The organism is Microbacterium sp. AC215, assembly GCF_979258645.1.
In genome coordinates, this window is sequence record NZ_OZ409869.1 from 319,092 (window position 1) to 332,293 (window position 13,202).

Annotated in this window: 9 protein-coding genes and 1 tRNA gene; 7 read left to right on the forward strand and 3 right to left on the reverse strand. The window is 68.4% G+C overall.

Translation table 11 applies throughout. The features are described from left to right. Positions 1–9: 9 nt before the first annotated feature. Positions 10–2,736: a pyruvate dehydrogenase (acetyl-transferring), homodimeric type gene (aceE, locus tag ACZZZF_RS01690; protein ID WP_053096386.1), complete on the reverse strand. Its 2,727-nt coding sequence runs from the start codon at positions 2,734–2,736 to the stop codon at positions 10–12. 153 nt (positions 2,737–2,889) lie between these two features. On the opposite strand from aceE, the gene ACZZZF_RS01695 reads away from it, so the two are divergent. Continuing rightward, a tRNA-Val gene (locus ACZZZF_RS01695) sits at positions 2,890–2,962 on the forward strand. Between the two features lie 191 nt (positions 2,963–3,153). Then, complete coding sequence (locus ACZZZF_RS01700) at positions 3,154–3,588, forward strand: hypothetical protein (RefSeq protein ID WP_463496802.1); 435 nt, start codon at positions 3,154–3,156, stop codon at positions 3,586–3,588. Between the two features lie 54 nt (positions 3,589–3,642). On the opposite strand, the gene ACZZZF_RS01705 is transcribed toward ACZZZF_RS01700, so the two are convergent. Continuing rightward, positions 3,643–4,479: an alpha/beta fold hydrolase gene (locus ACZZZF_RS01705; protein WP_072591362.1), complete on the reverse strand. Its 837-nt coding sequence runs from the start codon at positions 4,477–4,479 to the stop codon at positions 3,643–3,645. A gap of 196 nt (positions 4,480–4,675) precedes the next feature. On the opposite strand from ACZZZF_RS01705, the gene ACZZZF_RS01710 reads away from it, so the two are divergent. Together ACZZZF_RS01710 and ACZZZF_RS01715 are read left to right on the forward strand one after the other, a co-directional pair. Continuing rightward, positions 4,676–5,929 carry an MFS transporter gene (locus tag ACZZZF_RS01710; RefSeq protein ID WP_463496805.1) on the forward strand — a complete coding sequence of 418 codons (1,254 nt, stop codon included), beginning with the start codon at positions 4,676–4,678 and terminating at the stop codon, positions 5,927–5,929. A 62-nt stretch (positions 5,930–5,991) separates the two neighbouring features. Then, entirely contained in the window at positions 5,992–8,283 is a 2,292-nt protein-coding gene (locus ACZZZF_RS01715) for a helix-turn-helix domain-containing protein (RefSeq protein ID WP_463496807.1), read from the forward strand. A 21-nt stretch (positions 8,284–8,304) separates the two neighbouring features. Here the strand turns inward: ACZZZF_RS01715 and ACZZZF_RS01720 are convergent, their stop codons facing one another. After that, on the reverse strand, positions 8,305–9,375 hold the full coding sequence (locus ACZZZF_RS01720; protein ID WP_463496810.1) for a PucR family transcriptional regulator: 1,071 nt from the start codon (positions 9,373–9,375) through the stop codon (positions 8,305–8,307). 233 nt (positions 9,376–9,608) lie between these two features. Between ACZZZF_RS01720 and ACZZZF_RS01725 the strand changes: the two genes are divergently transcribed. The 3 genes from ACZZZF_RS01725 to ACZZZF_RS01735 are packed head-to-tail and all read left to right on the forward strand — an operon-like array spanning position 9,609 to position 13,198. Further along, positions 9,609–10,331, forward strand: a complete 723-nt coding sequence (locus tag ACZZZF_RS01725; protein ID WP_463496813.1) for an alpha/beta hydrolase — start codon at positions 9,609–9,611, stop codon at positions 10,329–10,331. Then, positions 10,324–11,997, forward strand: coding sequence for an MFS transporter (locus ACZZZF_RS01730; RefSeq protein ID WP_463496816.1), 1,674 nt, complete (start codon positions 10,324–10,326; stop codon positions 11,995–11,997). The genes ACZZZF_RS01725 and ACZZZF_RS01730 overlap by 8 nt, the downstream gene beginning before the upstream one ends. Next, entirely contained in the window at positions 11,987–13,198 is a 1,212-nt protein-coding gene (locus ACZZZF_RS01735) for a cupin domain-containing protein (RefSeq protein ID WP_431738233.1), read from the forward strand. The genes ACZZZF_RS01730 and ACZZZF_RS01735 overlap by 11 nt, the downstream gene beginning before the upstream one ends. Positions 13,199–13,202: the final 4 nt, after the last annotated feature.

The following is a 13,202-nucleotide window of genomic DNA, read 5'->3' on the forward strand; positions in this document are numbered from 1 at the left end:
ACCGATGACTCAGCTTTCGCCGCCCGCGTTGCCGCTCGTGCCGGCGTTCACGTCGAGCAGGCTGTACTTCTGGATGGCCTGCGCGGCGAGAGAGCGGTCGACGACCCCGTCTTCGGCGAGCGACTGCAGCGTGCGGACGACGATCGACGGACCGTCGATCTTGAAGAAGCGACGAGCGGCCGCACGCGTGTCGGAGAAGCCGAATCCGTCGGCACCGAGCGTCGCGAAACGCTGCGGGACCCAGGGACGGATCTGGTCCTGCACGGCGTGCATGTAGTCGCTCACTGCGACGACGGGACCCTCGGCACCCTGCAGCTTCTGCGTGAGGTACGCGGTGCGGGGCTCTTCTTCGGGGTGCAGGAAGTTGTGCTCGTCGGCGGCGAGGCCGTCGCGGCGCAGCTCGGTCCACGAGGTGACCGACCAGACATCGGCGATCACGCCCCAGTCGTTCTTCAGCAGCTCCTGTGCTTCGAGAGCCCAGGGGAGTCCGACGCCCGAGGCGAAGAGCTGGGCACGCGGGCCCTCGCCCTCGCCGACGGAGATGCGGTGGATGCCGCGCACGATGCCGTCGACGTCCACGTTCTCCGGCTCGGCCGGCATCACCATCGGCTCGTTGTAGAGCGTGATGTAGTACATGACGTTCGGGTCTTCGTGGTTGCCGCCGTACATGCGCTCGAGACCGGAGCGCATGATGTGCGCGATCTCATAGCCGTAGGCCGGGTCGTACGAGACCGTCGCCGGGTTGGTGGCGGCGAGCAGGTGCGAGTGGCCGTCGGCGTGCTGCAGGCCTTCACCCGTGAGGGTGGTGCGGCCGGCCGTCGCCCCCATGATGAAGCCGCGCGCCATCTGATCACCGGCGGCCCACTGGGCGTCACCGGTGCGCTGGAAGCCGAACATCGAGTAGAAGAGGTAGATCGGGATCAGCGGCTCGCCGTGCGTGGCGTACGACGTGCCGGCCGCGGTGAACGCCGCGAGGGCGCCCGCCTCGTTGATGCCGACGTGCACGATCTGTCCCTGAGGGCTCTCCTTGTAGGCGAGGAGGAGCTCGCGGTCGACCGAGGTGTAGTGCTGGCCGTTCGGGTTGTAGATCTTCGCCGAGGGGAAGTACGCGTCCATGCCGAACGTGCGGGCCTCGTCCGGGATGATCGGGACGATGCGGTGCCCGAAGTCCTTCGAGCGCAGCAGGTCCTTCAGCAGACGGACGAACGCCATGGTCGTGGCGATCTCCTGCGTGCCGGAGCCCTTCTTCGGAAGCGCATAGGCCGTGTCGTCGGGAAGCGAGAGTCCCACGTGAGTGGAACGGCGCTCGGGCAGGTAGCCGCCGAGAGCCTGGCGACGCTCGAGCATGTACTGGATCGTCTCGTCCTGCGGGCCCGGGTTGTAGTACGGGGGCAGGTAGGGGTTCTCCTCGAGCTGCGCATCCGTGATCGGGATGTGCATCGCGTCGCGGAACGTCTTGAGGTTGTCCAGCGTCATCTTCTTCATCTGGTGGGTCGCGTTGCGGCCCTCGAAGTGCGGACCGAGGCCGTAGCCCTTGACGGTCTTCGCGAGGATGACGGTGGGCTTGCCCTTGTGCTCGGTCGCGGCCTTGAACGCGGCGTAGACCTTGCGGTAGTCGTGGCCACCGCGCTTCAGGTTCCAGATGTCGTCATCGGAGTAGTCCTTGACGAGGGCCGCGGCACGCTCGTCGCGGCCGAAGAAGTGCTCGCGGACGTACGCGCCGGACTCGGCCTTGTAGGTCTGGTAGTCGCCGTCGGGGGTGACGTTCATCAGGTTGAGCAGCGCACCCTCGGTGTCGCGGGCGAGCAGGTCGTCCCATTCGCGACCCCAGACGACCTTGATGACGTTCCAGCCCGCGCCGCGGAAGAACGACTCGAGCTCCTGGACGATCTTCCCGTTGCCGCGCACCGGACCGTCGAGACGCTGGAGGTTGCAGTTGACGATGAACGTCAGGTTGTCGAGCCCCTCGTTGGCTGCGACCTGCAGCTGTCCGCGGCTCTCGACCTCGTCCATCTCACCGTCGCCGAGGAAGGCCCAGACGTGGGACTGCGAGGTGTCCTTGATGCCGCGGTTCTCGAGGTACTTGTTCGACATCGCCTGGTAGATGGCGTTGATCGGACCGAGTCCCATGGAGACGGTGGGGAACTGCCAGTACTCCGGCATCAGACGCGGGTGCGGGTACGACGGGATGCCGTGCGGTGCGTGCGACTTCTCCTGGCGGAAGCCGTCGAGCTGGTCTTCGCTCAGGCGGCCCTCGAGGTACGAGCGCGCGTAGGTGCCGGGGGAGGCGTGGCCCTGGATGAAGATCTGGTCGGCGCCACCGGGGTGGTCTGCGCCCTTGAAGAAGTGGTTGAAGCCGACCTCGTACAGAGCGGCCGACGATGCGTACGTCGAGATGTGGCCGCCGACGCCGATGCCGGGGCGCTGCGCGCGGTGCACGGTGATCGCGGCGTTCCAGCGGATCCACGCACGGTAGCGGCGCTCGATCTCTTCGTCACCCGGGAACTCGGGCTCGTTCTCCGGCGCGATCGTGTTGATGTAGTCGGTGGTCGGGACCATCGGCACGCCCAGGTGCAGCTCCTTCGAGCGCTTGAGCAGGCTGAGCATGATCTCGCGGCCACGACCGTGGCCCTTCGCGTCGACGAGCTCGTCGAGAGACTGCTGCCACTCGCCCGTCTCTTCCGGATCGCTGTCGAGGGGGCCCTGGGAATACGGATCCTGGTCGTGCACAGTCACGGGGAGCCTTTCGTCAAGCTGGCAGGTCATGCCAATGAAACGGGAAGCGACGCGGGCAGCCTTGTCGGCTGTGCACAACGCGTGCCGCCCTCAGCCTATCCCTCTTCCACGACATCAGCGCGCATCGGGTCATCTGTAGACTGGGACGCACCAGGGCCTTTAGCTCAGCTGGTAGAGCGCCACGTTTACACCGTGGATGTCGTCGGTTCGATCCCGGCAGGGCCCACCGCATCGATCACCTGCTGAAGGCGGCCGATCCTCCACCCCGTGTCTCCGACGGGCGCAGAACTCTACTCCGCAGGGTCGAGAATGGCCAGGGTCGGCTGATTTCTTCCTGCGGCGTCGCGCCGCTCCTAGAGTTCTCCGTGGACTCTGAGCGGCTTGCGGACGTCGAGGCGATGCCGGGAAGGAGGCCACGTGGACATCTGTCGAGAGTGTCGGTTCATCGTGGTCAATCCGGTGGGCCGACTCACCGTCTCGCGTGTGGGACTGCTCTCCGACGCCCGGTTCCCCGGCCGGAGCATCCTGAGCCTCCGCGATCACTACCACGACATCGCCGACGCGCCGGCGGAGATCGCCGAGCTCTTCCTGGTCGACATCCAGTTCGCCTCTCGCATCATCCGCCGAGCGACCGGAGCCGATCGGGTCGATGTCGTGCTCTCCGGAGCTGCAGGGCCGCATGTGCATGCGCACCTGGTCCCGCGCCGCCGAGACCGCGACCCTCGTCCTGACCACGGCCCCGACGAGGACCCGAGGGCGTGCCGGCCGCTCGAGCCGCTTCCTGAAGCGATGGCCGTCGGACTGCTCGCCGCGGCCTTCGACGTGGCCGGGGCCGGTCTCGCCGGGACATAGCGATGGCGCACCCGGACTCTCGGTCCGGATGCGCCATCGTGTGCCGCGTGGGCGCTACTGCTGGATGAAGGCGAGGATGTCGGGGTTGATCACATCGGCGTGCGTCGTCAGCATGCCGTGGGGGAACCCGGGGTAGATCTTCAGGGTCGAGTCGCTCAGGAGCTCCGCCTGCTTCAGAGCGGCATCCTTGTACGGCACGACCTGGTCGTCGTCGCCCTGGATCACGAGGACCGGAACGGTGATCGCCGTGAGGTCTTCGGTCTGGTCCGTCTCGGAGAAGGCCTTGATCCCCTCGTAGTGAGCGAGGGCGCTGCCCGTCATGCCCTGTCGCCACCAGTTGTCGACCACGGGCTGCGACAGCGTGACACCATCACGGTTGAAGCCGTAGAAGGGCCCGGAGGCGACAGCCTGGAAGAACTCGGCGCGATTCGCGGCGAGTGCCTCGCGGAAGCCGTCGAAGACCGAGATCGGGGTGCCCTCGGGGTTGCTGTCGGTCTGCACCATCAGCGGCGGCACCGACGAGACGAGCACCGCCTTGGCGACGCGGCCCTGAGGCTGTCCGTACTGCGCGACGTAGCGCGCGACCTGGCCGCCGCCCGTCGAGTGCCCGATGTGGATGGCATTGCGGAGGTCGAGGTGCTCGACGACGGCCGAGGCATCGCTGGCGTAGTGGTCCATGTCATGGCCGGTGCCGATCTGCGACGACCTTCCGTGGCCCCGGCGGTCGCTCGCGATGACGCGGTAGCCCTTGTCGAGGAAGAACAGCATCTGCGCGTCCCAGTCGTCGGACGAGAGCGGCCAGCCGTGGTGGAACATGATGGGCTGCGCGTCGGGGCTGCCCCAGTCCTTGTAGTAGATCTCTGCGCCATCATCCGTGGTCACGAACGCCATGATCAGCCTCCAGGTTTCCGCCGTCCCGAGAGAGATCCCGGACGACTGTCGAACGCCCCACGTCAGCTTCGTGGGAGCGCGACCACGCTAACCCGTCCGGCCTCACGGCGCGCTCGACATCTGTCCAGAATCCGTCCCCGGCGTTTTCGACATCTGTCCGGTGCGGCGTCGAGGCCGCATCGATAGCGTCTCGACCATGTCGAACTCCCGGATCTCGCACGGGGCGGGATTCTGGGTGGTCGCCTCCGCCTTCCTGCTCGTGATGGCGTACGCGACCGTGCCGACCCCTCTGTACCCGCTGTACCAGGAGGTCGACGGGTTCCCGGTCTCGGTGATCACCCTGATCTTCGCGGCCTTCGCCGTCGGCGTCGTGCTCAGCCTCTTCCTGCTCGGGCATGTCAGCGACTGGATGGGGCGACGGCGGATGCTGGTGATCGCGATCCTCATCGCGGCTCTCAGCGCCGTCCTGTTCCTCGCATGGCACGTTGTGCCGGGACTGCTCGCCGCGAGGTTGGTGAACGGCGCGAGCGTCGGCATCCTCACCGCCACCGCCACCGCGCATCTGGGTGAGCTGCGGGCCCAGGCGCGCCCCAGCGAGAACGCGATCGTGGCCGCATCCGTGGCGGGTGCCGCCAATCTCGGCGGACTGGCGCTCGGACCGCTGATCGGCGGTCTGTTCGCCGAGTTCCTGCCCGCGCCGCTGGTGCTGCCGCACGCGGTCTTCCTCGTGGTGCTCATCGCGGCCGCCATCGCGGTGTCCGGTGTCCCGGAGACGGTGACACCACCCGGCGAGCCGAGACGGTACAGGCCGCAACGCATAGCCGCACCGCCGCGATCGAGGGCGGCATTCATCGCCGCGGGCTTCGGAGCATTCGCCGGATTCGCCCTGTTCGGCCTGTTCACCTCTCTCGCGCCCACCATCCTCATCAGCACGTTCGGCGAGCATGACCACCTTCTCGCCGGGATCACCGCGTGCTCGGTGTTCGCTGCCGCGGCAACCGGCCAGGTGGCTCTCGCTCGGGTGCCGCTGCGCATCCAGCTGACGGTCGCGGCCGTCTGCTGCGCATGCGGGCTCGTCGCCGTCGCCGCAGGAACGCTGGTGCCGTCGCTCGCGGTGTTCCTCTTCGGAGGCGTCGTCGCAGGCGTCGGCGTCGGGCTGCTGTTCAAGTCGTCGGTCGCGACGGCCGCGGGTCTCGCCGAGCCGGGACGACGGGGGGAGACGCTCGCGCTGGTCTTCCTCATCGCCTACTGCGGCCTCGCGCTTCCGGTGCTCGCGATCGGAGTGATCCTCACGTTCGCATCGCAGACCACGGTGCTCCTCGTCTTCATCTCGATCGTGTCGGTCGCGACCGTCTCGGCCGCGGTCGTCATGCGTCGCGCGCTCGTCGGTCAGGAGCCCGGCGCGAGGGCCGGACGTGCAGTGTCCGGTCCCGACGAAACCGCCCTGTAACCGGCGCGCCATCAACCCGCCGACGAGACCTGCCAAGCTGAGATCAGCGAAAGGCGGACGTCGTGACACACCCCTCACCCTTCGGGCTGATGCTGCGCTCGTTGCGCGTGGGCCAGAACCTGACTCTCGAAGCGCTCGCGTCTCGATCCGGGGTGAGCGTGCGCACGATCGGCGACCTCGAACGCGGAGCGAGCGCCTCGCCGCAACGGCGCACCGTCGATGCGCTCGCCGACGGACTCGGACTCGATGTGGCCGATCAGCATGCGTTCCTCCGCGCTGCGCGTGCCCGGCCCCGTGCCGCCGCCGCGACAGAGCCCGCGGGGGCCATAGCCCCGCACCGGGTGTTCGACTTCTCGGGCCGGCAGGCCGAGATCGATGAAGCACTTCGCATCCTGCACGGCCCTCCACCCGCAGATCGGCAGCGACCGGCGCTGGTCATCAGCGGCGCGCCGGGAATCGGCAAGACGACCGGCGCCGTCGAGATCCTGTCGCGTGGAGGAGAGGCCGACCGCCGTCCGCTGGTCTTCGTGGGGCTGGACGGCTTCAGCTCGTCTCCGCTGACACCGCTCCAGGTGGTCACCGCCATGCTGCGGCAGCTCCCCGGAGCGGAGCAGAAGCCGCCTGCTGATCTGGCGACGGCGCGGACGCAATGGCAGGCAGCGGTCGCGGAGGCTCCCGTCCAGGTGCTGCTCGACAACGTCGCGAACGAGGCGCAGATCCGTCCGATCCTGTCGATCTGCGCGGGAGATGTCGTGGTCGTGACGTCGCGCCGCAGTCTCGCAGGCCTCGAAGGGGTGCGGCGCCTGCGGCTCGGGCCCCTGCAGCGGGACGAGAGCATCGCGTTCCTCGGTCGTCTCATCCCGCATGACGATGCCTCCGACCTGGATGCGCTGAGCGAGATCGCGGCCCTGTGCGACGACGTGCCCCTCGCGCTTCGAGTGGTCGGCAATCGCATCGCCAGTCGCCCCTCATGGACGGCCGCCGATCTCCTGAGCCGACTGCGCACGTCGGAGGACAGGCTGCGCATGCTCGTCGCCGGTGACCTGGCCGTGGAAGCGGCCATCTCTCTCTCCTACGAGGAGCTGGACCCGCGCACTGCCGCGCTGTTCCGGTGGATCTCGCTCATCGACGGTCGCACCTTCGGGGCCCATCTCGCAGCCGCTGCCGTGCGATCGTCAGATGTGGCCGAGGTGGAGCGTCGGCTGGACGACCTCACGGACCTGGGACTGCTCGAGGCGCGCGGTGGCGACCGCTACCGTCTGCACGATCTGATGCGTCTCTTCGGGCTGGGCAAGCTGCGCGATGCTGTCGGATCCGATGAGATCGCGCGGCGGCACGCCCATATCCGCACGTGGCTGCTGGGGAGTCTGGAGCGCGCAGGCGCCTGGTACGAACCGGGAAGGGATGCGAGCGCAGTCTCACGCAACGGCCGCAGCTTCATCGATGCCGAGGCGGCCGCGGTGTGGATCCGCGAGGAGGTCGAGCACTGGTGGCCGGCGTATGCGGAGGCAGCGGAGCTCGGCGAGGACGCGATGGTCTGCGACGTCGCGGATGCGCTGCACTGGTACTCCGACATCTGGATCACGTGGGGACACTGGCATCGATTCTTCTCTCTCGCGGCTGCGGCGGCGAAGAGGCTGGGCGACCCGAGAGCAGAAGCCGCGCAGCTGGGGTACGTCGCGTGGGCGGAGATCGTCGAGGTCGGTGACCGGGCGAACGCGGTGCTCACCGGGCATGCCGCGCTGGAGGCGGCCACCCGCGCGGGTGATGCCGCGCAGCAGGGCTGGGCGCACTACTACATCGGGTGGGCGAGCTGGACGCTGGATCGTCTCGTCGAGGCCGACGCGGCGGCCGCGGCGGCCATGGTCGCCTTTCGCGCGGCTCAGGAGACGACAGGGGCGGAGAACGCGCAGGTGCTCTCGTCGATGGTCAAGGCCCGACGCGGCAAGTACCTCGAGTCGATCCCCGAGACGGAGGCGACGCTCGCACGCGTCCGATCCGCCGAGACCACGGACAGTCTGACCAGCATCGTCACGCAGTTCGCGGCGTGCCTCGACCTCGTCGACGCCTATGTCGCCGTCGGACGACACGAGGACGCGGTCCGAGTCGGCGCGCGGGGCATCGAGATCGCACGATCGCTCAAGGACGACACCCGTGTGCTGCTGATGATGCGCCGACACATCCGTGCGCTGATCCACGCGGGCGACGGCGAGGCTGCGATCGCCGAGGCGGATGAGGCTCTGGCCATGCTGGGGCCGGGGAGCAGCGAGGCGTTCATCTTCGACAGAGTGCGCCGGGAGGTGTCGCTCATCGGCACGTCTCGCGCACCCGGTTCAGAGGGCGATGCAGCGTGATCGTCCGGCGGGGTCCCGCGGTCACAGGCGGCCGGTCGACTCCCAGAGCCTGATGAGCTTCAACGCAAGATGGAGAGTGCTGCGCGCGACGCCGTCGTCGAGCGCCTCTCTGACCACCTCGGGCAGACGCTCGAGCCGGTAGTAGAGCGTCGTCCGATGGACGAACAGGATGCGGCAGGCCGCGACGACGTTCGCACCCACGTCGAGATACGTCTCGACGGTCACCCGCTGGCTGTCGTCTCGTTGGGAGTAGAGCGCATGCGCGGCGGGCGAGATGATCCGGAGTGCTGCCGGATCGGCTGACGCCGAGGCGAGCAGCCGCCATCCGCCGAGAGCGCTCGAGTCGACCGAGGGGTGGAACTGCGGGAGGGCGGCGGCGAGAGAGGCGGCGATGACGGCCTCGTCGGCGGCGCTGCGCAGGTCCGACGCGCCCTGCGCAGGGGAGGCGGTGCCGATTCCGAGAATGCGGATGCCGCGTCTCGCCGCCTCGTCGAGGAGGAGGTCGGTGAGGCCGCTGTCGGACGGCTGTCCCACGAGCAGGACGACACCGCGCTCCAGCCCGATGAAATGAGCCGGCACGGGCCGGAGGTGCGTCAGGTGACGTCCGAAGGCGATGCGGTCGACATCGCTCACCGTCGCATCGATGAGGACGGCGCGGGCGACCGTCCCGGGGCCCGGCCGGAGCCACCGCTGCTGGACGGCGTGCGCGAAGGCGCCGCGACGCACGGACTCGTCGGCGTGCAGCAGATCGACCAGGATCGACTCTCGATCGACACGCGACGAGCCAGGGACCCTGCGCAGGGCGATACGGGTCAGGGCGACGGCCGCATCGATCGCCTCGAACTCGCTCGCCGTGAGCTGCGGCCCATCTCCGAGGTCGATCTCGATGACGGCGACCGGGACACCGTCGTCATGCACCGGAACGGAGAGGAGCGAGGCGGATGCCTGAGGTGATGCGGACAGCCCGCCGTCGGACGCCGCCGGACCGAACTCGTGCACGACCACTCGGCGGTGCAGGGATGCTGCGAGTTGGAGGGCGATCTCCGACAGCGCCGTCGAGGCTGCGGGGGTCGTCGTATCGCTGATCGTCATGGGTCGCTCCTGTGCGGGGGATGGGCTCACCGTGTCGCTCTGCGTCGATGGATGCGGACATCACATCCACCGAACTCGAGTACGCCCCATAGAAGCGTCTTCCGAGCAGCCGCACCAGGCGGAAAGCAGGCAGAAGTGAGGAACGACCGTCTTCGACTCCTGTCGCATGGTCGTGAGTCTGACGGTTCATAGATTCGTATTCAGCGGACGAAGGGACACGAGGAGACGCGATGATGAGCAGCAGCACGGTCGTCCTCGTGCACGGAGCCTTCCTCGACGCATCCGGTTGGTGGCCGGTCGTGCTCCGCCTGCTCGACGGCGGACACCGGGTGCTCGCTCCTCCGGTGACCGGCCGCGGCTTCCGCGGCGACTGCGACTACATCCGCACGATCGTCGAGCACGTCGACGGAGAGGTGCTGCTCGTCGGACACGGGTATGGCGCGGCCGTCATCACGGTCGTCGGCGAGGCGGCGAACGTCTCAGGGCTGCTCTTCATCGCGGGCTATGCGCTGGAACGGGGCGAGAGCATCGCCGAGATGCGAGACCTCTTCGCGCCGGCAGAGGCATCCGCGCATCTCGTGGCCACCGTGTTCCCGGGTGAAGACGGCGTACGGCGAACGGAGCTGACCGTCGCACCCGACCAATTCGCGCGCCTTCTCGCGCAGGGCCTTCCCGCCGACGAATCGGGAGTCCTCGCGGTCTCACAGCGCCCGATCTCCGACTCGGTGTTCGCCGAGCGGGCGTCCGGCGCGGGCTGGGACGTGACGCCGAGCTGGGGCGTCGTGGCGACTCACGACCGTCTCATCAGCCCGCACCTCCAGCGCTTCGGATATCGGCGAGCGGGATGTCGAGCGGTGAGGGAGCTGGACGCACCGCACCTGGTCACGCAGACGCACGCCGCGGAGATCGTGCGGTTCATCGACAGCATCCTCGACGAGATCGAGACCCGTGGCTGAGCAGCAGGGGAGTGCTGTCGACACCCGCCCCGGTTGGACGGCGGGGTTCGCGCCGCTCGCCGTCCCGATCTTCCGCCTGGTGTGGCTGGCATCGATCGTCAGCAACATCGGCAGCTGGATGCAGACCGTCGGCGCTCAATGGCTCCTGGTGCAGGACGACAGCTCGCCGCTGCTCGTCGCGCTCGTGCAGACGGCATCGGCAGCGCCCGTGCTCCTGTTCGCGATCCCGGCCGGCGTCATCGGCGAGTTCCTCAACCGTCGGCGCGTCCTTCTCTGGTCGCAGACGGTCCAACTCGCCGTCGTGCTGGGTCTCACGTATCTGACCGCGGTCGGCCAGACGACAACGACCATCCTGCTGGCGTCGACGTTCGTGCTGGGGACGGTCTCGGCCATCCAGCTGCCGGCATTCCAGGCACTCGTGCCGGACATCGTGCCACCGAAGCTCCTGATCGATGCGGCGAGCCTCTCCTCGATCGGCGTGAACATCGCCCGCGCGGTGGGACCGGCGATCGCCGGCCTCGTGGTCGCCCAGTTCGGCGTCGCGGCGGTCTTCCTGCTCAATGCGCTCTCCTTCCTGGTGTTCCTGGGCGTGCTGCTCTTCTGGAAGACCTACAGTCCGCCGGTGGCTCGGCCCGAGCCCTTCGTCGATGCGACGCGGGCCGGCATCCGCTACATCCGCCACTCGCGGATCGTCCGCCGCATCCTGCTGCGGCTCGCCGTCTTCCTGATACCGGCGAACGCGCTCTGGGCGCTGCTGCCGAGCATCGCGAAGAACTCGCTCGGGTTCTCTGCGAGTGGCTACGGCCTTCTGCTGGCGGCGCTGGGAGCAGGATCGATCGTCGGTGCGTTCGTGCTTCCGTGGGCGCGGCGCGTCGCAGCGGTCAACGGTGTGGTGCTGACCTCGTCCGTGGTCTTCGGGGCGGGACTCGTGGTCCTCGTGACCTCGCCGACCCTGTGGATCACCTTTCCGGCGCTCGTGGCGACCGGTCTCGCCTGGATCGGGGTGATCGCGACCATCAACGGCACGGTGCAGGCGTTCCTGCCCGTCTGGGTGCGTACGCGCGGCCTGTCGTTCTACCAGCTCGTCCTGTTCGGCTGCACGGCCGCCGGGTCTGCGGGCGCGGGCGTGCTCGCGTCCGTGTGGGATCCCGGGCTCGTGGTCATCGGGGCCGGGATCCTCTGCGGCCTGGGCGGACTCTCCCTGCTCGTGTGGCCCATGCCGGCGACGAGCGGCATCGGCCGCGGCATCGTGGAGGTGCCGGGGGTCGAGGACCGGCTCCGCCCGGACGGTGCTGACGACGCGCCCGTTCTGGTGGTCATCCGGTATCGCATTCCGGTCGAGCGGAGACAGGAGTTCCTCGACACGATGACCGCCGTGCAGCAGACCCGTCTGCGGACGGGGGCGCGGGGGTGGCAGGTGTACGTCGACGCCGACGACCCAGGGTCGGTCATCGAGGCGTACTCCGTCGGCTCCTGGCGTGAGCACGTGAGTCAACACGAAGGTCGCACCACCGAGTTCGACGCCCAGCAGATCACCCGTGCGCGCGCGATGAGCACTCAGGAGCTCGAGGTGACGCACCTGCTCGCCATCCCCCTGCCTCACCACCGCGGCGTCGAGAAGCGCCGCACCCGCGACAAGAGACGGAGCCTCCCGCATGGAACGTGACGACCACCCCACCACCCACCCCGAGATCCCGTCGCTGGGCGACCCCGATCTGCCGCAGGAGGGGGAGGTGAACATCGCCGACCGCCCGCAGAGCAACACGATGACCGGTCCGCAGAACGAGGTCATCGAGTCGCAGTTCCCGAACCAGATGCACGCGCCGGCGACGGACATCAGCACGCAGCCGTTCTTCTGGTCCTCGTTCAACATCTCACCCCGCCGGGTGCAGCGCGGCGGCTGGGCGCGGGAGCTCACGAAGCAGGACTTCCACATCTCCGACGAGATCGCCGGGGTCAACATGTACCTCGAGCCGGGCGGCATCCGCGAACTGCACTGGCACCAGACCGCCGAATGGGCGGTCATGACCCGCGGCAAGGCGCGGGTGACGACTCTCAGCAGGTCGGGTCTGCCCGCGGTGGAGGATGTCGAAGAGGGTGATCTGTGGTTCTTCCCGGCGGGCACCCCGCACTCCCTGCAGGGGCTCGGGCCGGACGGGGCGGAGTTCGTGCTGGCGTTCGATGACGGCGACCAGTCCGAGTCGAACACACTGCTGCTGACCGACTGGTTCGCACACACCCCGCCCGAGGTCCTCGCGAAGAACTTCGGCGTCGCGCAGTCGGTCTTCTCCGACATCCCGCTGCACAACCTCTGGATCTTCCCCGGCGAAGAGCCACCCGCGCTCGACATCGACCAGGCCGCCGCGGGCGTGGAATGGGGCATGGAACCGGTCATCTTCCGACTGTCGCGCTCGAAGCCGCTGTATGAGAACTCCGGCGGATCCATCCAGATCGCCGACTCCACCAACTACGCCTACTCCAGCACCGTCGCTGCAGCCCTCGTGACGGTCGAGCCGGGGTCGATGCGGGAACTGCACTGGCACCCGAACGCCGACGAGTGGCAGTACTACCTGCGCGGCTCCGCCCGCATGACCGTGTTCAACACCGGGCCGCACGCGAACACGACCGACTTCCGCGCCGGAGACGTGGGTGTGGTGCGCAAGAATCTCGGCCATTACATCGAGAACACCGGCGATGACGTGCTGCAGTTCCTCGAGGTGTTCCGCACCGACAAGTACGAGGAGATCTCCCTCGCGAACTGGCTCTCCCACGTGCCCCCGCAGCTCGTCTCCGCGCACCTGAACATCGACCCCGCGGTGCTGGCCACGTTCCCCCGCGGAGCACAGGGCATCACACCACTGCGCTGATCAG

Excerpts from the sequence above, each read along its gene's own strand:
- ACZZZF_RS01705 (WP_072591362.1), bottom strand. The coding sequence starts at position 4,479 with ATGGCGTTCGTGACCACGGATGATGGCGCAGAGATCTACTACAAGGAC.
- ACZZZF_RS01710 (WP_463496805.1), top strand. The coding sequence starts at position 4,676 with ATGTCGAACTCCCGGATCTCGCACGGGGCGGGATTCTGGGTGGTCGCC.
- ACZZZF_RS01720 (WP_463496810.1), bottom strand. The coding sequence starts at position 9,375 with ATGACGATCAGCGATACGACGACCCCCGCAGCCTCGACGGCGCTGTCG.
- ACZZZF_RS01725 (WP_463496813.1), top strand. The coding sequence starts at position 9,609 with ATGAGCAGCAGCACGGTCGTCCTCGTGCACGGAGCCTTCCTCGACGCA.
- ACZZZF_RS01735 (WP_431738233.1), top strand. The coding sequence starts at position 11,987 with ATGGAACGTGACGACCACCCCACCACCCACCCCGAGATCCCGTCGCTG.